The organism is Pseudomonas sp. HP_14 (assembly GCF_055283875.1).
Map to the genome: position 1 here is coordinate 65,401 of NZ_JBTOQI010000042.1, position 20,737 is coordinate 86,137.

Consider the following 20,737-nt stretch of genomic DNA (forward strand, 5'->3'; position numbering starts at 1 on the left):
GAGTGAATGAATCAGGACCAGCGACGGAAAATCAACGACGTGTTGACCCCGCCAAAAGCAAAGTTGTTATTCATGACGTATTCGTGGCTCATTTGCCGGGGTTCGCCGCGCAGGTAATCCAGATCGCCGCATTGCGGATCGACCTCATCGAGGTTCAACGTATGGATGTAGCGGTCGCGATTGAGCATCTCGATGCAGAACCACGATTCCAGTGCGCCGCAGGCGCCCAGGGTGTGGCCGAAAAAGCTTTTCTGCGAACTGATCGGCATGCGCGAGCCGAACAGGCTGCTGGTGGCGAGGGTTTCAGCGATGTCGCCTTGCTCGGTCGCCGTGCCGTGGCCGTTGACGTAGCCAATGGCTTCAGGGGGCAAGTTGGCATCTTCCAGCGCCAGCTCCATCGCGCGGCGCATGGTCGCCTGCTCAGGCCGGGTACTGTGTGCCCCATCGGCGTTGCTGCCGAAGCCCACCAGTTCCGCGTGAATGTGCGCGCCACGGGCCAGCGCGTGCTCCAGTTCCTCAAGCACCAGCATGCCGCCGCCCTCGCCAATTACCAGACCGTCTCGTCCGGTGTCGTAAGGGCGCGGGCTGGTGTGCGGCGCATCGTTCTTCAGGCTTGTGGCATACAGCGCGTCGAAGACCATTGCTTCGGTAGGGCAGAGCTCTTCGGCCCCGCCGGCCAGCATCAATGGCAAACGCCCGAATTTGATTGCTTCATAGGCATAACCGATGCCCTGGCTGCCGCTGGTGCAGGCACTGGAAGTCGGAATCAACCGGCCGGTCAGGCCAAAGAAGATACTGATATTCGCTGCCGTGGTGTGCGGCATCATCCGCACGTACGAGTTGGCGTTAAGCCCCACGGCCACGGAGTTGAGCAGCATGTTGCCGAAGGCTTTTACATCTTCGGTGCTGCCCGTGGATGAACCGCACGCGGTGCCCATGCGTCCGTCACGGATGATCGGGTCGTTGAGCAATCCTGCGCCAATCAAGGCTTGTTCGGATGCGCCCACCGCGAAACGGGAGACACGGCCCATGCTGCGCAGTTGCTTGCGAGTCCAGTGGGACGGCACGGCGAAATCATCGATAGGGCCAGCCAGGCGCGTATTCAGCTCGGTGAATCGATCCCACTCGTCCATGCGCCGAATGCCACTGCGGTTGGCATTGAAGTTGGCTTCGATGCTCGCCCAGTCGCTGCCTAATGAAGTGATCCCGGCCATGCCGGTAACGACGACGCGCTTCATCAGCACAGGCCTCCGTTGACTGCCAGCACCTGGCGAGTGATATACGCGGCTTCGGCGGACATCAGGAAATTCACCGCGCCCGCGACCTCTTCAGGGGTGCCCATGCGCTGCGCGGGGATCATCTTCATCAATTCATCCACAGGAACATTTTCGTCGAGCATGGCAGTATCGATCAGCCCGGGCGCGACGCAGTTAACGGTGATCTTGCGCTTGCCCAGCTCAATGGCCAGCGCCTTGGCTGCACCGATCACACCGGCCTTCGACGCGCTATAGTTGACCTGCCCGCGATTGCCGATCAAACCGGAAACCGAAGTGATGCATACAATTCGGCCTGCCGCACGGCGACGTATCATCGGCATCATTACCGGGTGCAGCACGTTATAGAAGCCATCGAGGTTGGTTCTGAGTACCACGTCCCAATCATCGTCGCTGAGGGCCGGAAATGCGCCGTCCCGAGTCAGGCCTGCGTTGAGTACGACGCCGTAATACGCACCATGGGTTTCCACATCGGCTTCCAGAATGGCTTTGCTGGCTTCGCGGTCAGCCACATCGAATTGCAGGATGCGCGCCTGACGACCCAATGCGACGATTTCCGCCTGGACGGCTTCGGCTTCGCTGCGCCCGTTACGGCAATGCAAAATCAGGTCGAAACCCGCTTGCGCCAGACGCAGCGCAATAGCGCGGCCAATGCCACGGCTGGAGCCGGTGACCAGTATCGAGTCAGTCATGTGTGGGCTCCTTCGGCCAGGTATTGGTCAGGGTTGGGCGGGCAATACACACTGAGGCGGGCGAAAGCGTCAATGGCCGGGCCGGTCAGACGGCATTCAAAAACCCCCATACCGCTGTCGTCCTGCAGAGAACGCAGCGCGTGAATGGTCAATTCGCTGCCAGCGGGAAAGTGGTCGACGTTGCATTCGAACTTGCGGCTGCCGAGCAGAAAACCGAGTACCACGGGTTGATCCTGAAGGCGCGCCTGACAGCCAGCGTAAGCGGCAACGCTCTGGGCCATCAATTCAATGCCAACCCAGGCAGGCATATTGCCGTTGGCGTCATTGAGCAGACCACCGGGCGTGACGGCCAGGCGAGTGTGAATCTGTTCTTCGTCGAACGACAGGACCTCATCGATGAGGATCATGTCGCCAGCATGCGGCAGCAGTTCGGCGAGCGGCCAGGCAATCATGAGGCGTCTCCGATAATCAGGCTGATGTTGTTGCCACCGAAGGCAAAGGAGTTGCTCATCAAGTAGCGCTGGGGCGTTTGCGCCAGGCGGGTGTGTGTATCAGTCCATTGCAAGGGCGGCAGCGCCGGGTCGGGCTGGCCATCCCAGGCATGAGGGGGCAGCGCATGGTCAGTGTTTTCCGTGGCCAGGCTCAGCCAGCAGAACGCGACTTCCAGCGCCCCGGCTGCGCCCAGGGTGTGGCCGGTCATGGGTTTGGTCGAGGAGCACGGCACGCCGTCAGGGAAAACGGCTTTCACTGCCAGGCTTTCCATCGCGTCGTTGTGCGGCGTCGCGGTGCCATGCAGGTTCAGGTAGCCGATCTGCGCGGCTGTCAGTCCGGCATTCTCCAGTGCCTGTTGCATGGCTTCACGAGCACCGCGTCCGCTGGGTTCTGGCGCCGAAATATGGTGCGCGTCGCAAGTTGCACCCGCGCCCAGCAAGGCAATCGAATGCTCGCCGCTGGCTTCGCGGGTCATCAGAAACAGTACGGCGGCTTCACCGATATTGATCCCGTCACGATTGCGCGAAAACGGATTGCAGCGCTGTGGCGAAACCGCTTCTAGCGAAGAAAAGCCATTGAGCGTGAGCTTGCACAGCGTATCGACCCCGCCGCAAAGCACTGCGTCGCACAGGCCGATATCCAGTGCACGCCGGGCACTGAGCAGCGCGCGTGCGCTCGAAGTGCAGGCCGTGGAAATCACATAAGACGGGCCGCTCAGTTGCAACCATTCCGAGAGGAACGTTGCCGCCGCGCCGAGTTCCTGCTGCTGGTAGTGGTAATCGGCGGGAAATTGCTGGTCGCTTAACCAGGCTGCAATACCGCGCCCGGCTTCGTCTATGCCCGAGGTGCTGGTGCCGAGAATCACGCCGATGCGATGGCTGCCATAGCGTTGGATGGCCTGACGGATTTCCGGCTCGATTTGCAGTGCTGCCGCCAGTAACAGCCGGTTATTGCGGCTGTTGTGGGCTGCCAGAGAGTCAGGGATGGGCGGCAACTCTGTTTTCACGGCGCCTACCGGCAAGACTCGCTCTGGTACCCAGCCGCCTTCCTCGACCATGCCGGACGTGTCCGCAGCGAACAGCCGACGCGCGACCTCTTCACGACCACTGCCTAAAGAGCAGATCAGACCCAACGCATTCAGGTAAGCGCTCACTGCACGGCCTCGCTGTTCAACGGGCTGATGCCATAATTGATTCTGTCGTTTTTGCCGATCAGGACGATTAATCGAAAGGTGTCCGCGCTGCTGTATTCCACGCCCCAGCGCTCATCAAAAATGCGCTGCGTCCCCCGGCGCTGCGCCGTGGGGTAATTGCGATTCAACTCGCTGTCTGGTGTCAGGGCAAACAACAATGCAGCAAACAACTCACGGGCTTCGGCGTTGGGCGGCAACAGACCGTCGGCCTGCCATTGACCCTCAATCAATTGCTGACGCGCTAAAGGAATACCCAGCGGGTCCATGAGTGACCAGCGCAAGCCTTTGGCTTCCTGCTGAATCACCAGCAACCAGTCTTGACGCTGATCGGCCTGCTGACGTTGCACGTGCAGTTGCATCGGCAAATGCAGATCGGGGACCGAGACAGGCAACGGTGCTCTGCTGGCGCAAGCGGTCAGCAGCAGGATTGAGGCGATCAGCAATGCGCGAATCATGTGTTATCACCCTCCAGAGGCTTGCGCGCCACCACGTTGACCAGCGTTTCTTCACGCTGGCCGACGGGGGCTGGCTTACGCAGTTTCAGACGTTCCAGCAAACCGAAATCGCTGGAGCGGCTCCACCAAAGATACGGGTAAGAAACATTTTGTGCACCAAACTGAAAGCCTTGGTCGCGGAGCATTTGCAGGTACTGTTCGGCGCTCTTCTGCACGTGCATTGGGTGGCGGAACAGCCAGCGGATAACCCACGTATCGATATAGGCCTCGGTGGATTCGGCGAATAGCAGATAACCACCGGGCTTGAGTACCCGGTAGAACTCGGCGAGGGCTTGCTCCTGCTCCACCAGATGGTGAAAGGTCTGATGGCAGAAGAGAATATCGACACTGGCATCTGCCAGTTTCAGCGCGGCGCAGTCACTGCCGATCAATTCGACGTCAATGCCGTGAGCACGGGCTTCTGCACGGCTCATGGTCAGGCTGTCGGGGTCAGCGTCTACGCCCAGCAAGCGGGATGGCGCAAACACGTCGCACAGTCGCTTGAATGACTTGCCCTGACCACAACCTGCATCGAGCAGTACCGGCTGGCTCGGCGGTGCGCCGTCGAACAGGCTGCGCAGGTCGTCGATTGCCACCCGCAGCACGCGGTGTTGCCAGGTGTGGCTGCGCAGGAACCACAAGCCGAAACGGGTTTCTTCGACGTATTTGTCGCTCAGGAATGGCCCGCTCATTGAGGTGTGCTCGCGCAGATTTCAGACAGCATGCGCAGGCGGCGCTTGGGTTCCGCTACAAACGGATTGCGCTCGTCCCAAGCGTAGCCAGCGAGGATTGCACAGATCATGCGGCGGATATCCCGCGTGCTTTCCGGGTAGAAGATGACATCCTGGAAGGTGCCCTCGTACCAGCCTTCGACATAGGCGCGGAAGGTGTCTACGCCACGCTTGAGCGGCGTCGCGAATTCAGTTTGCCAGTCGACCGTTTCACCTTGCAGTTGGCGATGCAGAACGCCTGCCGCCATGCTTGCCGAACGCATGGCTATGGTCACGCCCGAGGAGAACACCGGATCAAGAAATTCAGCGGCATTGCCCAGCAGGGCAAAGCCCGGGCCGTGCAGGGTTTTGACGTTGGCCGAGTAACCGCCGATGGTCCGTGCCGGGGTATCCCACACGGCGTCCTTGAGCAGTGTTTTCAGGTGTGGAGTTTCGTCGACGAACTGACGCAGGCAGGCGTCCAGGTCCGCAGGGCGGTCCTTGAAGCGCTCCGAGGCAGCAACGACGCCCATGGAACACCGGCCATTGCTGAACGGGATCGACCAGAACCACACGTCGCGCATTTCAGGATGGATGCTGACGAGGATCTTCTCGCGGTCAAAGGACGCCGGGAAATGGTCCTCGACGTGGGTGAAGACCGCTTGGCGTACCGGGAAATTCGACGGTGCTTCCAGGTCCAGCAAGCGCGGTAACACCCGACCATAACCGCTGGCATCCAGCACGAATTGCGCCTGCACCTGATACTCGCTGCCGTCTTCGCGGCGCACACTCAGTACCGGCTGAGGGCTATCGAAATCCCCCGCGATGATTTCTTCCTGATAGCGAATTTCCACACCCTGCAAGGCAGCCTGATCGGCCAGCAACTTGTCGAACTCGCCGCGTTGTACCTGAAAGGTCGATGGTTGCCCTTCGCTGAAGGTGTCGCCAAAGTCGAATGCGCTGTACTGATCACGCCACGCAAATGCAGCGCCGTTTTTCTTCTGGAAGCCAGCGGCTTTCACCGCATCGAGCATGCCGGCTTCTTCGACGAAGTCCAGGCAGTGCGAAAGCAGGCTTTCACCGATGGAAAAACGCGGGAACTGCTGGCGCTCGATGATCAGTACGTCATGGCCTTTGCGTTTGAGCAGCGCTGCGGCGATCGCACCGGAAGGGCCTGCGCCAATCACAACGACTGTACGACTTTCCCTATCAGTTATTGGCATACGACTTCCTTACTTGATCGACAGCGTTAACGGGTGGCAGAACCGGAGCGCGGCCCATGCCCAGCAGGGCAGGGATCAGCGTGGCGAGCAGGCTCATGAGCATCAGCGCGAAGTACAGCGTCGGGCTGATCAGTTGTTGTTGCAGGAGCATATTGAGAAAGACGATTTCGCTCAGGCCGCGAATATTCAGCAGCACGCTTTCGCGCCAGCGGCTGGCACCGGCGAAGGAGGGCGTTGCCCACCTCAAGCCCAGCCAGTTGCCGAGCATCTTGCTGGCAATCGGCAGGAAAATCAGCGCACCGAGCTGTGCCCAGCCGAGGCTGCCCATGGCGCTGTGCACATTGATCTGCACGATGCCGAAGGTCAGGATCAGCGGAATGGCCAGCCAGGTTTGCAGGCGCATGAACCACGCGCGGTTGATCGGCAACACCCACTGTTGCTTGAGTCGCGCCATGCACAGCAGGTAACCAATACCGAAAATCAGCGCATTGAGCCGGTAATGCTCGGCCACTACCAGCAGGGCGAAAAACGTCACGCTGTAAACCATAGGCTGGCGCAGCCGCAGGGCGCGAAGCAGCAAGGGCACGCACGCGCCGAGCAGCGGTATCAGCAGGCTATTGATGTTCAGGCTGCCTTGGGCGATGCCGAACAGGCTCCAGCACATCAGGTCAATAAGGATCGCGGTTTGCACCAGACGCCGGGTTGCTTCGGGCGGGTAATCGATATGACGTAGGTACAGGTACAACACCGGGATCGCGGTAATCGCGAACACCAAGCCAAGGGCCAGCGAGCTGATCCACGGTTGAGCCGGCAAAAACCACATCGCGCAGCACAACCCGGCCACGAACGGCACGGCAAAGCTCGGCAATGCGACCTTCAGGCTTTGGCGGTCCATTTTCACGTCGATGACGTCGCTGAGAATATGCCCCAAAACGATGGCAAAACTTAGGCCGTACAGGGTTTTCAGCCACACCGGCGCAACCAGTTGTGCGCCGCTCAATTGCCAGTGGGGTTCAATCCAGAACAGCATGATCAGCGGCAGGGCGAAGGTGGCCAGCAGCAACTGACTGACGATCGGGATCAAGCCGAAATAGCGCCCCAACCGAGTCGCTACGGCAAACATCAATAGAGCCATCAGCCAGAACAGCGCGGTCATCATCAGTGAGCCTCGCTTTCAATGGCAGGTTTGGTGTGTCGACTGGCGGCCCACGGTGCGAGCATGAAGCTGAACGCCAGACCCAGGCTTACCGACAGACCAAAGTTGCTGATCGCTGGCGTACTGGACACAGCCAGCAAACCGAACGAGAGCCAGGTGGTGACGGCTGCCAGCAGAGTGCCGAGCAGGCTGACCGCTGCGCCGCCGATCTGCTCGCGCATCAGGATCGCGTAATCGACGCTGATCGCAGTCACCAGCAACAGACCGAACAGGCTGAACAAGGTCAGTGGCTGGCCGAGCCAACCAAGGCTTGCCAGGCTGCACAGCGCCGCGAGCAACGGCAGAGCGACGATACGCAATGCGCCGCCAAAGCCGAATGGCGCGATCAGCAGCAACACGATCAGGACGCAGGACGCCAGTTTCAATTCGGCGGCGCTGATCTGGGTCGCCGCGAATACACTGTTGAGCTGCCCCAGACGATCAACCAGCCGCACACCCGGCAAGTCCTGGGCCTGCAAACGTAGCAGGGCGGCGCTGTTCAAACCCTGCAGGCTGACCATGCCTGCGACACCGTTTTTGCTGGCGCCCAGCCACAGCACCCGCCATGGCTCACCCAGCGGACCAGCAAGTGCTGCGTCGATGTCAGTGACCGGTAACGCCTGCAATTGAGTCAGTTCAGCCTGCAGAGCACTGCCTGGAACACCGAGGTCGGTCAGCGTTTGCCAGTGCTCAGGCAGCCGCCCCAGCGCGTCACGTACTGCAGCCTGGTCGGAGGGCGAAGCAATCAACTGGTTCAACGCCAGGTAACCGTTCAGTTCGTCCAGATTCACCAGTTGGTCAAGGCGGTTTGTTAATGCTTTCTGGCGCTCCAGCAGTTCTTGCTGATCCTTGCCTTCAACCAGAAAGAACTGGCTGGTGGGTTGATAACCCGTGATCCGCGCAATGGCCTGTGCTTCCTCGGTGAGCTGTGGCGGTGCCGATATCCATTGGCGGATGTCATTTTTGGTGTTCAGTTGCCAGAGCCCGGCCACGCAGAACATCAGCAACAGCGCGAGCAGGATGGGCGTGCCGATGCGGCGCAGCAAAGCTTCGCGCCAGCTCAGCAGGCGTTCGGCCAGATGCAGTGGCCATTGAGCAGGCTGTAATTGGGTATTGTTGAGCAGCGCGGGCAACAGGCAGACGGCGGTGAGATAAGCGCCGATCAGGCCCGCGGCAGAGAACACTGCGATTTGCGTGAGTGCCGGGAAGGGCGTCCAGGCGAGCGCAAGATAGCCGATGCAACTGGTCGCCAGACTGAGGCTCAGCCCTGGCAGGGTCAGACGCAAGGCAGGCCAGCTGCGCCAGGGTTTCAGGCTCCAGCTCTTGGACAGGTAATGCAGCGGGTAATCCACCGCCACGCCAATCAGGCTCGAACCCAGCACCAGAGTCATCACGTGCATGTGGCCGAAAAATGCGACGCAGGCGACGGCGCCGAATAGCATGCCGACCAGCACAGGCACGAACGCCAGCAACACACGCCAGCGTCGGAAAGCCAGTAGCAGCAACAGCAAAATACCCGCTGTAGCACCGCCACCTACCCAGGTTATTTCCCGGCTGGCCTGACGCTGACCGTCGGCTGCATACAGCAGACCGCTGGCCGCCAGTAGCTGCCCGTTGGCCTGCGCCGCCTGTTGGCGGGATGCGCTGAGCAAATCGGCGACCCGCAGCGGGAGTTGCATATCGAACGCATCGCCGTGGGTGCGTGCTCGCAGCAATACCCAGCTTTTACCGTCAGCGCTGGCAATCAATGCCCCGCTGCCAATGTCTGGCTGTACCGAACCATGCTGCGGCATGCCGTTTTGTATGCGTCCGGTCAAACCCAGCCAATCGTCCTGGCTCGGCACCAGACTGAAGCCGCTGAACGGGTCAAACAGGCTTTGCACGCGCTGTTGAATGAACGCTTCAGGATGTTCGATCAGTTGCGTCCGGTCCGCTGTCGGCAGCATCGCCAGTCGGCCTTGCAGCAATTGTGTACGCAACGCGGGCAGATCGGCCTGCAGGCTCCACTGGACCTTGTCGAACAAACCGCTGGCTTGCCATTGCTCGCCCAGTTGCCTGGCCAGGTTGATGGCTTGTTGCTGATCCGTATGGCCGACCAACACCAGCATTTCGCGGTTCAGTGGTTCTTGCATGCGCTGTTCGGCGCGCAGTTCCAACGCATCGGGGCTGCTGCCTGGGACCAGTTCCATGAGGTTGGCGGACAGCGGCGCTCCGTTACGCCACTGCCAGCCAGCGAGGGCCAGCACCGCCAGCAGGATGATCAGGAACAGGCGTGGCAACAGGCGTTCAATTCGCAAAATCAGCACGCTCCGCATCGTTCAGCGCAGGCACGCTCTGGCTATCGACCATCTTCAGTAACGTGCTGTCACCTTGGGTTTCCAGCAGTTCGATGCGCTGCACCAGTTCGCCACCCTCAATGTTGATCTGCCTGAACACTTGTTGCAGTAACAGTGAACGAGGTGTCAAGGTAAGTTGCCAGGCGTTGGCGTCGCCTTTGAGCTGCAATTCGAAGTCGCGCTGCAGGCCACTGCTGTCGCCCTGCAGGACGGCCAGAAACAGGCGGTTCTGTTCAGCGCCCGCGCTTTTGTTCGGCAGCAATTGCCAGCCGTTGGCGGCGTCGCGTCGAGCTATGCCTGCCGCGCTGATTCGGTAGTCCTGCTTGAGGGGCGTATTCAGCAGCCACAACAGGCCAAATTCCTTGGCCAGTACAAAGCGGCCTTTGCTGATCAGCGGTGTGGGCAGGGCACGCAGGTGTTTTTCCTGGATGAAGTTGCCGCGTACCACGACCGGTTTTGCCAGTTGATCGCTGAGCTGTTGCAGGTCGAAGGCGTGGGCCAGTGGCGACAGGCAGAGCAGAGCCAGAAGGCACCCCCCTGAAATGCATTTCTGTAGGAGTGAGCTTGCTCGCGATAGCGGTGTAGCAGTCAACACATTCAGCGATTGGAAAAACCAATCGCGAGCAAGCTCACTCCTACAGAGGGACGCGTCTACCGTATTCATGGCAACACCCTCTCAACCGCGTCGGTGAAGGCTTTCGGCGAAGCCAGCTGCATCTCGCGGGTTTCGATGTCTACCGCTACCTGAATCGAACTGGCCCGGGTCATGCGCTCGCCGGTTTCGGCGTCGCTGATCAGGTAGTTGATCTTCAGGCGGTTCTCCCACTCAACAAGGCTGGCGCGCACGATCAGCCGTTGGCCAAAGACCGCGCCGCGCACGTAGCGCAACTGGATGTCGATCACTGGCCAGCCGTAGCCGGATTCGAGCATCTGCGTGTAGTTGTGGCCGATATGGTCCAGCAAGGCGCAACGGGCGACTTCCAGGTACTTGATGTAATGACCGTGCCACACGATGTTCATCGAGTCGACGTCGAAAAAGGGCACCAGCACTTCAGTGTCGACATCAATTACGCCTTTACTGCGCATGCAACCTCCAGTGGCGATCAGCGATACGTTGCAGGCATAAGCGCAGTTCGCCCTCCAGTGCACGGTCTTCGATCACGGGTGGGAAATCCACGGCCAGTTGCTCGTGCATGGCGGCCAGTGCTGGCGGCAGAGGGCGCGCATCGGCGGCTTTACTGCGCAGCCAGACACCCTGATTGGCAGCGATCAGCGTGGCGGCGGCAACCTGTTCGGTCAGCTCCAAAACGCGAATGGCGTCGCGGGCAGCGATGGTGCCCATGCTGACCTTGTCCTGGTTATGGCATTCGGTCGAGCGAGAAAACACGCTGGCTGGCATGGTGTTTTTCAGGGCTTCGGCGGTCCACGCACTGGTACCGATTTGCACGGCTTTGAAGCCATGGTTGATCATCGCCCGGTCTGCTGGTGCGCCAGACAGATTGCTCGGCAAACCGTGGTTGTAACGCTCATCGACGAGGAGCGCGAGCTGGCGATCCAGCAGGTCGGCGACGTTGGCAACGAGGTTTTTCAGGCTGTCCATGGCGAAGGCGATATGACCGCCGTAGAAATGCCCGCCGTGCAGTACGCGCTCGGCTTCGGCGTCAATAATCGGGTTGTCGTTGGCGCTGTTCAGCTCGATTTCGATGAACGAACGCAGCCAGTTCAGGCTGTCAGCCAGCACGCCCAACACGTGAGGGGCGCAGCGCAACGAGTAGCGGTCTTGCAGGCGGTGCAGCGGTGCAGTGGGGGCGTCGATGGCCAGGTCTTTGCGCAACCACGCTGCTACCTGCATCTGGCCCGGATGCGGCTTAGCGGCGAACAGTCGTTCGTCGAAATGCTCCGGATTGCCTTGCAGCGCAACTACGTTCATCGCGGTAATACGTGTTGCCAGTTGCAGCAGGTAGTCAGCGCGGGCAAAGGCCAGGCACGCCAGGCCGGTCATCACTGCGGTACCGTTCATCAACGCCAGGGCTTCCTTGGGGCGCAGTACCAGCGGGTCCCAACCCAGTTCGCGATGCACATCGCTGGACAGACGGCGTTCGCCGCGGAACATCACTTCGCGCTCGCCGGACAAGGTCGCTGCGACGTAGGACAGCGGCGTAAGATCGCCACTGGCGCCCACCGAGCCTTCTTCAGGGATCAGCGGCAATACGTCTTGATCAAGAAACGCCTGCAGCCGCTCCAGCAGTTCAATACGCACCCCGGAAACGCCGTGGCACAGCGACTGCAGGCGCGCAGCCAACACGGCGCGGGTGGCTTGGGCGTCGAGTAGCTTGCCGAGTCCGCAACCGTGGAAGGTGTACAGGTGACGTGGCAACGCTTCAACATGTTGCAGCGGAACGGCGACCACACAGGAATCACCGTAGCCGGTGGTCACTCCGTAGATCACGCCTTCCTTGTCCAGCAACGAGTCGAGGAACTGCGCGCCTTTGGCGATGCGTTGACGGTAGGCGCTGTCGTTTTGCAGGGCCGTAGGCACTTGGCGGTTGGCCAGGGCCAGCACGTCTTCGATCTGCAATGCGCGCTCGCCGAAGGTAACCGGCTCAGGAACTTGATTCGTCATCGGACTTCCAGAAAGGGTAGAAATTGAACCACTGTTGCGGAGCTTGCAGGCAGTAGTGGCCGAGGCGGTCGGCATAACGCTGGGCGTGTTCTGCAATCACTTGCTGCCGGTCACTGCGCCGCCATTCGATGGCGTCGGCAAACGGCTCCAGCGTCACTTGATAACCGCTGGGACGCTTGAGACAGAAAATCAGGTTGATCGGGCATTTCAACAGCCCAGCCAGCAGCCAGGGACCTTGCGGGAAAGCAGCCTTGGCACCGAGAAAGTCGACCCGGGCATTGCGTCCGCCGTGCAGCGCCACGCGGTCACCGGCGATGGCCAGCCATTCCCCGTCATCCAGGCGCTGGCTCAGTTGCAGCATCACCGAAGGGTCCAGTTCGCTGACTTGAATCAGGCGCAGATTGGTCGCACCTGCCTCGCCCAGCAGCCGGTTGAAGCGCTCGGCGTGCTTGGTGTGGACGAGCACATTCATGGTGACTTTTTCGCCCAGCTCGGCGAGTGCACGGCACACTTCGAGATTGCCCAGATGCGCACCCACCAGCATCTGACCGCGCTCACCACGTAGCTGAGTGCGCAGCAACGCGGGGTCAACGATTTCGATCTGTTCCAGGCGCAGCTTGCCATTCCAGACGTCAAGCTTGTCCAGCAGCGAGTCGGCAAACGCCATGAACTGGCCGAACACGCTTTTATGTGTTGGCATCAGCTCTGGTCTGGCGCTCCATTCGGACAGGCGCTGCTGATATTCCCAGGCACTCTTGCGTGCCTGGCGACCGAACAGGAAGAAATACAGCACGATGCCGTGCAGCACCGGGCTCAGCACCCGACGACCCAGATGACGTACACCCCAAGCGGTGAGTTTCATCAGCAGGAAACTGCCGCGCTCTTCGTGCTTGGCCCAGTGCTTATCGCTCATCGCTGAACCTCCCGGTAGGAGCGAACTTGTCCGCGAGAGCGTGAGTACATCCGACGCACAATCGGCGCTTGGCATAGGGTCTTCGCGAACAAGTTCGCTCCTGCCGGATTTCTTGCAAACACATCGCTCATGGCAACCACCGCCGCCAGAGGATCAACGGGAAACGCCCCAACATGCCGAAGAACAGCTTGGTGTGCATTTTCGAGATCAGTGCGTTGTCATGGAACAACCGGAAGTGTGACAGGCCGTCCTGCGGGTAATGCACCTTGGTCGGCAGCCACACCATCGGCTGATTGAGCCAAGACAAGCGGACGAGGATTTCCGAATCGAAGTCCATGCGTTTGCCCACCTGCACGGTATTGATCAGATGCAGGACGGGCGTCAGCGGGTAGACCCGGAAGCCGCACATCGAATCCTTGATCTGCAGGGACAGACTGTTGACCCACACCCAGAAGTGCGTGAGGTAACGCGCATACAAACGGCCTTTAGGCACGCTTGCATCGTACTGCGGGTAACCACAGATCAGTGCGTTGGGCTGCTGGCGGGATGTATCGAGAAAAACTGCCAGATCAGCCAGGTCGTGTTGGCCATCAGCATCCACTTGCAGCGCATGGCTGAAGCCCAGGCGCTGGGCTTCGCGGAAGCCCGCCATGACCGCGCCGCCCTTGCCCTGATTGACCGGCAGGGTGACGAGATAAACATGTTCGGTTTGCGCTAGATCACGTAACACCGTGGCACAAGACGGACTGCTGGCGTCGTCCACCAGAACACACGGCAAACCAGCGGCGAGCACTGCATCAACCACTGCGGGCACCGCCAGTTCATGGTCGAACACCGGGATAATTGCGCAGGGGTTATGCATGGGAAGGAACCCCGCAGAAAATGGTCAGATGCAGGTTCCTATGGGAGCGGTGCTTGCCCGCGATAAGGGTGCCGCGATTCTCAGGCCAATCGCGTCCAGCCTTATCGCGGGCAAGCACCGCTCCCACAGGAACGGCGTTTGCCAAGCCGGTCGCAATTCCCTGTAGGAGCCAACTTGTTGGCGAGGTGTTTTGCCTGACACACCTTGTCAGGACTCTCGCGAACAAGTTCGCTCCTACCCGGAATTCGAGCGCATTTAAGTCAAGCATCACCCGCCTCCAGCAATATCCGGCCGCTGGAACATGGCGCATCTCCGTTGCGGAAGGCGAAGTACAGCTTGCCGCGTTCGGCGTCGAAGCGCAGGGTCAGGCTGATCTGGTCGCCAGGGCGTACCAGTTGCTGGAACTTGAGCACTTCCATGCCGGCAAATTTTGGCGGCAGATCCAGCAGGCGCTGACCCAATGCCATTGCCCAGTTCACTTGAACCACGCCAGGCAGTACCGGCACCGTCGGGAAATGTCCGCTGAAGTAAGCCAGGTCCGGCGGTACGCCCAGTTGCAGATGCCACTCGCCATCAACGTTGCGCTGCTCAAGCACTTCCGGTTCTTGCCCGCGAGGCGCCATCAACAGCGCCTGAACTTCAGCCTGAGGCAACTTGCCCTGTGCGTTCAGGGGTAACTGGCGCAGCATGCGCCAGCGACGAGGCAGGGCGATGGCTTCGCAATGGCCGCTTAAATGCTGGCGCAGGGTTTGTGTCAGATGACGCCGCCCTTGATTGCGGAAGGCGTACAAACCGCTGGCGCTGAGTACCAACAGAGCCCCAAGCGAGGCACGATTTTCCTGGACCACGGCGAGGCGCGCTTCAGCGACCCATTCATGACTGATCAGCGCTTGTTCCAGCAGCGGCAGGGAAATGCGCTTTTCTTCAAGCTTGACGATACGATCCAGCCGCCCGAGCAATTCAAAGCGGCCATCGTCGGCCATGCGAACGGCGTCTGCAGTCTGTTCGATGTGGCCAGCAGGCATGTAGGTCGAACTGATGCGCAAGGCTCCCTCTGCATCCTGACCTAATTCAACACCGGCGAAGGCTTGCCACAGGCTCTCGCCCTGGCGCCACGCAATCCCACCTGTTTCCGAGCTGCCAAGGATTTCAGTTGGCCACTGGCCCAGACGCTGGTGAAGGCTGACGGCTGCCTCTGTTGGCAGTGCGCCACCGGAGGAGAACACCCGGCGAACTTTGCCCAGACCTGGCCAGTCGAGGTTGTCGCCCATGCGTTTGAGCAGCGCGGGGCTTGCAACCCACGCAAACTGCGGGAATTCGCGGCTGGCGCGTTGCAGGTCTTCGGGGAACGGCAGTTGTTTGCGCACGAAGCAACGGCCCGCGCTCAAGGGCCACAGCACGCGGAACAGTAGACCGTAGATGTGCTGAGTCGCGACGCTGCCAATGATGCATGCCGCGCCAAGGTCGGCGCCCCACAGTTGTTCCAGTGCGTCGATCTCGTTGGCCAGTTGGCGCAGGCGCTTTTCGATCAGCTTGGGTTCACCGCTTGAGCCGGATGTGCACAGGCTGAGGCGACACTCATCAAGGTCCAGCAGCGCAGGCTGCAGTGGCTCGGCATGCAACTCATGCAGTTTGCTGTCAGCGGGTTGGTCGGTCAGCCAGGCATCAACATGCCCAGACCAGCGCTCACGCGTCTGAGCCTGCAAGTCGGCGGGCAGCAGTACGCTGATACCGGCTCGCCAGGCCGCAAACAGGGCAATCGCCAGTTCGCCTGCATCTTCAAGATGCACCGCCAGGCGCTTGATGCCTCTAGCCTGCAAGCCCGCTGCGACGCTTAACGCCTGCGCGCAGAATTGCGCATGGTTCAGCGTCGGGGCCTGCGTCAGCTCGCGGGCCGATTGCGGGTCTAGCAACAGACGTTCGAGTTTTATCCAGTCAACAACCATCCGGTTCATGCATTCCATTTCATGCCGCGCCTCTTACTCGGCGGCGGACTAACCATTCGCCTGCAAACAGCAGACCCATCAATCCATATGAAACAAGCCCGGTGTACAACGCCCACCAGGACAACGGAGCCCACAGCGTCAACCCCGCGGCTATAAACCCGTTCGCCAGAAAAAAGCAGCACCACACGACCGTTACCTGACGTGTGTAGCGAATGGCCTTTTCGGGCAGATGCGGGTCGCTCAGGCGCGCCAGTCGCTCAACGATCGGCGGGCCATAGATCAGGCTCATGCCGAACAGACTCAGCATTGAGGCGCTGATCAATACCGGATACCAACGCAGCAACTCCGGGCTGCCCAGCAGCGCCAACAACAGGCAAAAGCCAATGGCGATCAGGGCGGTGATCAGTGTTGCGGGACGCTTGCCAGCGGTGAGCGCCCGTCCCAGCCACAAGACACCCAGCAGCAGCGCAAACTGCCAGGGTGCGAAATGCTCGGTGCCGTAGTAAACCGCGAACGGGTACAGCACGCCCGCCAGCAGAAGACCCAGGCCGATCAGCCGTTTCATTCGGCGGTGTTGGCCAGACGGTAAACCGCCTCGACGACGTCATTGACGGTGCGTACTGCCTTGAACTCTTCGGCGGCGATTTTAGTGCCGGTCTTGCGTTTGATGTGGTCGATCAGGTCCACGGCGTCAATGCTGTCAATTTCCAGATCCTGATACAGATTGGCTTGCAGAGTGACTCGCTCAGGCTCAAGTTCGAACAGCTCGACCAGCGCATCGCGCAGGATTTCGAAGATGTCTTCACGGGTTTGCATGTCAAATCCTCAGGCCGCTTGTCGTGCGCTGACGAACGCCGCAAGGCTGTCCACGCTAGTGAAATGATCACGGGTGTCTTTGGCGTCCGCGTCGATCTTGATGCCGTAACGCTTCTGGATGGCCAGGCCCAGTTCCAGGGCGTCTACGGAATCAAGACCCAGACCTTCACCGAAGAGGATCTGGTCATTGCCGATGTCATGGGTGCTGATGTCTTCGAGGCCCAGGGCGTCGATGATCAGCTGTTTAATGTCTTGATGTAGAACGCTCATCTGAGGCGAGCTCCCTGATGAAATAGTGATGCAGGTGATCGTTGAGCTTGCGCGACGCGACAGGCGCCGGGCCAAGCGCAGCAAAGGCGTGTGGATCTATATCGGCACCGACGCGCAAACTGAAGTGCACACGACGCAAAGGGATGCGGTACCAGGGTTCGGCCTTGGTCAGCGTGGTCGGGCTGACCTGAATGACGACCGGCGTGATCACTGAGGCACCTCTTAGCGCAATTGCCGCTGCGCCGCGATGGAATTCTGGTGCGCAGCCGGGCTGAGTACGCGTGCCTTCCGGGAAAACGATCAGGGTCTGGCCGCTGCGCAATGCATCGGCGGCAGTGTCCAGCATCTCGGCGCTGCCATCGTTGCTGATGTAGCCGGTCGACCGCACCGGGCCGCATGTGAAAGGGTTTTCCCAGAGGCTGTGCTTGACCACGCAGTTGGCATCGCGCACCAGCCCGATCAGAAACACCACGTCAATTAATGACGGGTGGTTGGCAATGATCATCTGGCCGGGGCGCCCCAGTCGTTCTGCGCCTTCTACTTCGTAAGTCAGCACGCCGCTGCGCGCCATGCGCTGAATAAACACCCAGAACAAACGGCTGATGGTTCTTCTGGCCTGCTGGCGTTTTTTCTCGGCATTGCCTGGCAGACAGCGCAGCAGGGGGAAATACAGCAAGCGCAAACATAGCCCGCCCAACCCGAACAGGGCAAAACACATCGCAGTAGCGAACAGGCGCCAGTAATAGGCGTCCTGACGCTTTTTCAGTGGTTGCGTTGCCAGTTCCATAACCGGTTCTTCCAAGGGTGTTGGCAGTTGTTCTGTAGGGTGTTGAGCGCTCGCAGCAGATTCAAGGCATGGGGCCATTCGCTGCAGGGCACCGTTTTGTCGCTGCTGTCTTGCAAGGAAAGCTGCCAGTCCGTTCCCGGCGTCAGCAACAAGCCAACGGCATAAGGGAAGGGCACGTCATCTATCCAGTCTGAATAAGCGTGGGGCGGTTGTTCTTCAGTCACGATCAGCAATACCGCAGGTGCACCTTCGGCGAGCAGTGCGGCCGCTTCGAACGCGCCGTGCTCAAGCCCGTCGCCAGCCGCAGCCAGGGCAGTCATTTCGCTGGTTTCGCCCCGCATGATCGACCACAGGCCAATGACCGCGTTGTGCACGGACAGGCTGAACTGGGTCGGGGACAGCGGTTGGCTGGCCGCGACGTCGCGCAGAATTTCGAACGTGCGCGGCGTTTCACCATGGCGTGACACGAACACCAGGGGCAAACGCTCGTGGCCTTCAGCCAGTGGCCAGCCTACGGCGAATGCCATGCGTGCCAGGCGCCCCAGACGTCGACGCTGCATGGCGGGCAGGAACGACACGTCAGGAGCTTCATCGCTGCTCTGCAAAGGCGTGGGATGCTGGCTCCACTGCTGCCAGTCGTCGACCTGAGTCAAACCCGGTGCCCAGGCGCGCCATTGTGCGATGTCAAAGGTGATCAATGGATTATCTTCCCGCCCCTGCGGGCTACTGCTACTGCGATATTGCTGGCAATTTGCCGGGATCGTGCGTATTTCCGGGCAAACGTCGGGCATTATCCCGATGAGGATGAGGAGTAGCAATTTGTAAAAAACAAATATGCAGAAATTTGCCACTTTTCCAGCCGGATTTTGTCTAGCGGCTGGCTGTAGCACTCGCCCTTGTCACGTGCATTGCATAGACTCCAGCCATCCACTATTTCCCCTGTAGTCAATTCAGGGACCAAGGAGGTCAACTCATGCGTCGGGTGGTTTTCAATCAGAAAGGTGGCGTTGGCAAGTCCAGCATTGCCTGCAACCTGGCAGCCGTCAGTGCTAATGAAGGGTATCGGACGCTTTTGATCGATCTTGATGCTCAGGCGAACTCAACTCAGTACCTCACCGGTTTGACGGGTGACGACATCCCTATGGGTATTGCGGATTTTTTCAAGCAGACGCTTTCGTCAGGTCCATTCGCCAAGAAAAACCAGGTGGATATCTACGAAACACCGTTCGATAACCTCCATGTCGTAACGGCCACCCCGGAATTGGCGGACTTGCAGCCCAAGCTTGAGGCCAAGCACAAGATCAATAAGCTCCGCAAGTTGCTGGACGAACTGGACGGTGATTACGAGCGGATTTATCTGGATACACCCCCTGCGCTTAACTTCTATGCCGTTTCAGCGCTGATCGCCGCAGATCGAGTGCTGATCCCTTTCGATTGCGACAGCTTTTCTCGTCAGGCGCTGTACGGGCTGATCAAGGAAGTGGAGGAGCTTCGCGAAGATCACAACGAAGATCTGCAAGTTGAGGGGATCATCGTTAACCAGTTCCAGCCGCGGGCCAGTCTGCCTCAGCAAATCCTCGACGAGCTGATTGCAGAGGGGTTGCCAGTATTGCCGGTGTATTTGAATGCTTCGGTGAAGATGCGCGAATCACATCAGGCCAGCAAACCGCTGATCTACCTTGAGCCCCGCCACAAACTGACCCAGCAGTTCGTGGAGCTTCATCATTTGCTGGAGACCAGGGCTTAGGCAATCAAGACCTGCAGGAGCTGCCGAAGGCTGCGATCGCGGTATACCGGGCGGAACGTCTCGCAGCCTTTGGCAGCTCGTACAGAAAATGTATTCGCCTGAGACGTCAGGTTTTTCTTCTTGAGCGAAGGTCGCCAGGCTTCACTCCTTCTCTTACCGCAGCATTCATCCTGTCCGTGACAAGCCTTGCCCGTTTGGCCAGGCCTTTCGGGATATCAATTGCTGCATCCATATCTGCTGCCAGGCTTTGCTGCGTCGCGATCAACTGATGGCTGCCGGGGGCGCAGTCGCATTTAACGTGGTGGCCATGGGTTGCGACGGCGATGTATTCATCAATGAAGGTCGGGTTGCCCTGGGCGATGTAGCCGACCGTTGCGCAGACCGGGCACCAGACGGGGTCACCCATCCGCGCCAGTCTGCGCTGGTCCATGAGTTGTGTCGCCGATGCGCTCAATACAAAACCACCGGTGGTGGTTGGATCGTCTTCCCTGACTACATAGGACATGGATCTGCTTCCGTTAAACGAGTCGGACTCAAATCCTAGGTCTGAATAACGCAGCCGGGAGGGGCAAATCGCGGTTTCGGAAATCCCCTACGGAAAAATCAGCAAGGCGTAGTCACTGCCTTGCCGTAGACCGACTCAGATACCCTGGCTTTTCAGCCACGCCAACAGTTGCTGCAACGGAAACGCACCGCTCTGACGAGCGACTTCCTGACCGTTGCGGAACAAAATCAGGCTTGGGATCGAACGAATGCCCAATTGCCCGGACAACTGCTGATTGGCTTCACTGTCCAGTTTGGCCAGTCGGCAGCGCCCTGCCAGTTCATTGGCCGCCTGCTCGAAAATCGGCGCGAAGGACTTGCACGGGCCACACCATTGGGCCCAGACATCCACCAACAGCGGCAAGTCGCCTTTTATCTGGCTGGCGTAATCGCCTTGGGTCAGATTGAACGGCGTGCTCAGCAATACCTGCTGTTTGCAGCGGCCACATTTGGGATGGTCGCCCAGGCGCTCGTTCGGGATTCGATTAAGCCCGTTGCAGTGCGGGCAGGGGATCAGCATGGGGTCGGACATGATGCCTCCAAAATCTAGTGACGCGCAGATTGTACTGCTCGCTTCCCACTTGGCTGTAACTGGTTTGGGGAGATTAATGCCCCTAGGCTG

Annotated in this window: 23 protein-coding genes; 1 reads left to right on the top strand and 22 read right to left on the bottom strand. The window is 59.7% G+C overall.

Annotated features, from left to right (window positions below):
* Positions 1–11: 11 nt before the first annotated feature.
* From ACYASS_RS20895 to ACYASS_RS20990, 20 genes are all read right to left on the bottom strand, one after another.
* Complete coding sequence (locus tag ACYASS_RS20895) at positions 12–1,238, bottom strand: beta-ketoacyl-ACP synthase (RefSeq protein ID WP_122664168.1); 1,227 nt, start codon at positions 1,236–1,238, stop codon at positions 12–14.
* Positions 1,238–1,966, bottom strand: coding sequence for a 3-oxoacyl-ACP reductase FabG (gene fabG / locus ACYASS_RS20900; RefSeq protein WP_243244263.1), 729 nt, complete (start codon positions 1,964–1,966; stop codon positions 1,238–1,240). Before fabG ends, ACYASS_RS20895 begins: the two co-directional genes overlap by 1 nt.
* Positions 1,963–2,418, bottom strand: coding sequence for a hotdog family protein (locus ACYASS_RS20905; protein WP_463587523.1), 456 nt, complete (start codon positions 2,416–2,418; stop codon positions 1,963–1,965). The genes fabG and ACYASS_RS20905 overlap by 4 nt, the downstream gene beginning before the upstream one ends.
* Positions 2,415–3,611 carry a beta-ketoacyl-[acyl-carrier-protein] synthase family protein gene (locus ACYASS_RS20910; RefSeq protein WP_463587524.1) on the bottom strand — a complete coding sequence of 399 codons (1,197 nt, stop codon included), beginning with the start codon at positions 3,609–3,611 and terminating at the stop codon, positions 2,415–2,417. Before ACYASS_RS20910 ends, ACYASS_RS20905 begins: the two co-directional genes overlap by 4 nt.
* Complete coding sequence (locus ACYASS_RS20915) at positions 3,608–4,105, bottom strand: DUF3261 domain-containing protein (RefSeq protein WP_463587525.1); 498 nt, start codon at positions 4,103–4,105, stop codon at positions 3,608–3,610. Before ACYASS_RS20915 ends, ACYASS_RS20910 begins: the two co-directional genes overlap by 4 nt.
* Positions 4,102–4,836 carry a class I SAM-dependent methyltransferase gene (locus ACYASS_RS20920; protein ID WP_243244267.1) on the bottom strand — a complete coding sequence of 245 codons (735 nt, stop codon included), beginning with the start codon at positions 4,834–4,836 and terminating at the stop codon, positions 4,102–4,104. The genes ACYASS_RS20915 and ACYASS_RS20920 overlap by 4 nt, the downstream gene beginning before the upstream one ends.
* Positions 4,833–6,077: an NAD(P)/FAD-dependent oxidoreductase gene (locus tag ACYASS_RS20925; RefSeq protein ID WP_463587526.1), complete on the bottom strand. Its 1,245-nt coding sequence runs from the start codon at positions 6,075–6,077 to the stop codon at positions 4,833–4,835. Before ACYASS_RS20925 ends, ACYASS_RS20920 begins: the two co-directional genes overlap by 4 nt.
* Positions 6,064–7,236: a cation:proton antiporter gene (locus ACYASS_RS20930; protein WP_463587527.1), complete on the bottom strand. Its 1,173-nt coding sequence runs from the start codon at positions 7,234–7,236 to the stop codon at positions 6,064–6,066. Before ACYASS_RS20930 ends, ACYASS_RS20925 begins: the two co-directional genes overlap by 14 nt.
* Positions 7,236–9,569, bottom strand: coding sequence for an MMPL family transporter (locus tag ACYASS_RS20935; RefSeq protein ID WP_463587642.1), 2,334 nt, complete (start codon positions 9,567–9,569; stop codon positions 7,236–7,238). Before ACYASS_RS20935 ends, ACYASS_RS20930 begins: the two co-directional genes overlap by 1 nt.
* Positions 9,559–10,272, bottom strand: coding sequence for an outer membrane lipoprotein carrier protein LolA (locus ACYASS_RS20940; RefSeq protein WP_463587528.1), 714 nt, complete (start codon positions 10,270–10,272; stop codon positions 9,559–9,561). Before ACYASS_RS20940 ends, ACYASS_RS20935 begins: the two co-directional genes overlap by 11 nt.
* Positions 10,269–10,694, bottom strand: a complete 426-nt coding sequence (locus ACYASS_RS20945) for an acyl-CoA thioesterase (RefSeq protein WP_122664178.1) — start codon at positions 10,692–10,694, stop codon at positions 10,269–10,271. The genes ACYASS_RS20940 and ACYASS_RS20945 overlap by 4 nt, the downstream gene beginning before the upstream one ends.
* The gene (locus ACYASS_RS20950; protein WP_243244272.1) at positions 10,684–12,231 is read right to left on the bottom strand and encodes an HAL/PAL/TAL family ammonia-lyase; all 1,548 of its coding nucleotides are present in this window, start codon (positions 12,229–12,231) and stop codon (positions 10,684–10,686) included. Before ACYASS_RS20950 ends, ACYASS_RS20945 begins: the two co-directional genes overlap by 11 nt.
* Positions 12,212–13,144: an LpxL/LpxP family acyltransferase gene (locus tag ACYASS_RS20955; protein ID WP_463587529.1), complete on the bottom strand. Its 933-nt coding sequence runs from the start codon at positions 13,142–13,144 to the stop codon at positions 12,212–12,214. Before ACYASS_RS20955 ends, ACYASS_RS20950 begins: the two co-directional genes overlap by 20 nt.
* Positions 13,145–13,271: 127 nt before the next feature.
* Positions 13,272–14,006, bottom strand: a complete 735-nt coding sequence (locus ACYASS_RS20960) for a glycosyltransferase family 2 protein (RefSeq protein WP_463587530.1) — start codon at positions 14,004–14,006, stop codon at positions 13,272–13,274.
* 260 nt (positions 14,007–14,266) lie between these two features.
* A complete protein-coding gene (locus ACYASS_RS20965) occupies positions 14,267–15,952 on the bottom strand; it encodes an AMP-binding protein (protein ID WP_463587643.1) in 1,686 nt (561 codons plus the stop codon).
* 19 nt (positions 15,953–15,971) lie between these two features.
* Positions 15,972–16,517, bottom strand: coding sequence for a COG4648 family protein (locus ACYASS_RS20970; protein ID WP_463587531.1), 546 nt, complete (start codon positions 16,515–16,517; stop codon positions 15,972–15,974).
* The gene (locus ACYASS_RS20975; protein ID WP_122664184.1) at positions 16,514–16,768 is read right to left on the bottom strand and encodes an acyl carrier protein; all 255 of its coding nucleotides are present in this window, start codon (positions 16,766–16,768) and stop codon (positions 16,514–16,516) included. Before ACYASS_RS20975 ends, ACYASS_RS20970 begins: the two co-directional genes overlap by 4 nt.
* Positions 16,769–16,777: 9 nt before the next feature.
* Positions 16,778–17,038 (bottom strand): phosphopantetheine-binding protein, encoded by a 261-nt coding sequence (locus ACYASS_RS20980; RefSeq protein WP_027901954.1) that lies wholly within the window; start codon positions 17,036–17,038, stop codon positions 16,778–16,780.
* Entirely contained in the window at positions 17,013–17,825 is an 813-nt protein-coding gene (locus ACYASS_RS20985) for a lysophospholipid acyltransferase family protein (RefSeq protein ID WP_463587532.1), read from the bottom strand. The genes ACYASS_RS20980 and ACYASS_RS20985 overlap by 26 nt, the downstream gene beginning before the upstream one ends.
* The gene (locus ACYASS_RS20990) at positions 17,801–18,523 is read right to left on the bottom strand and encodes a beta-ketoacyl synthase chain length factor (protein ID WP_463587533.1); all 723 of its coding nucleotides are present in this window, start codon (positions 18,521–18,523) and stop codon (positions 17,801–17,803) included. The genes ACYASS_RS20985 and ACYASS_RS20990 overlap by 25 nt, the downstream gene beginning before the upstream one ends.
* A gap of 275 nt (positions 18,524–18,798) precedes the next feature.
* Between ACYASS_RS20990 and ACYASS_RS20995 the strand changes: the two genes are divergently transcribed.
* Entirely contained in the window at positions 18,799–19,572 is a 774-nt protein-coding gene (locus tag ACYASS_RS20995; RefSeq protein ID WP_463587534.1) for a ParA family protein, read from the top strand.
* 106 nt (positions 19,573–19,678) lie between these two features.
* Here ACYASS_RS20995 and ACYASS_RS21000 read toward each other — a convergent pair whose 3' ends face one another.
* Together ACYASS_RS21000 and trxC are read right to left on the bottom strand one after the other, a co-directional pair.
* Positions 19,679–20,077 (bottom strand): PAAR domain-containing protein, encoded by a 399-nt coding sequence (locus tag ACYASS_RS21000; RefSeq protein ID WP_463587535.1) that lies wholly within the window; start codon positions 20,075–20,077, stop codon positions 19,679–19,681.
* A 135-nt stretch (positions 20,078–20,212) separates the two neighbouring features.
* Positions 20,213–20,647: a thioredoxin TrxC gene (trxC, locus tag ACYASS_RS21005; RefSeq protein ID WP_463587536.1), complete on the bottom strand. Its 435-nt coding sequence runs from the start codon at positions 20,645–20,647 to the stop codon at positions 20,213–20,215.
* Positions 20,648–20,737: the final 90 nt, after the last annotated feature.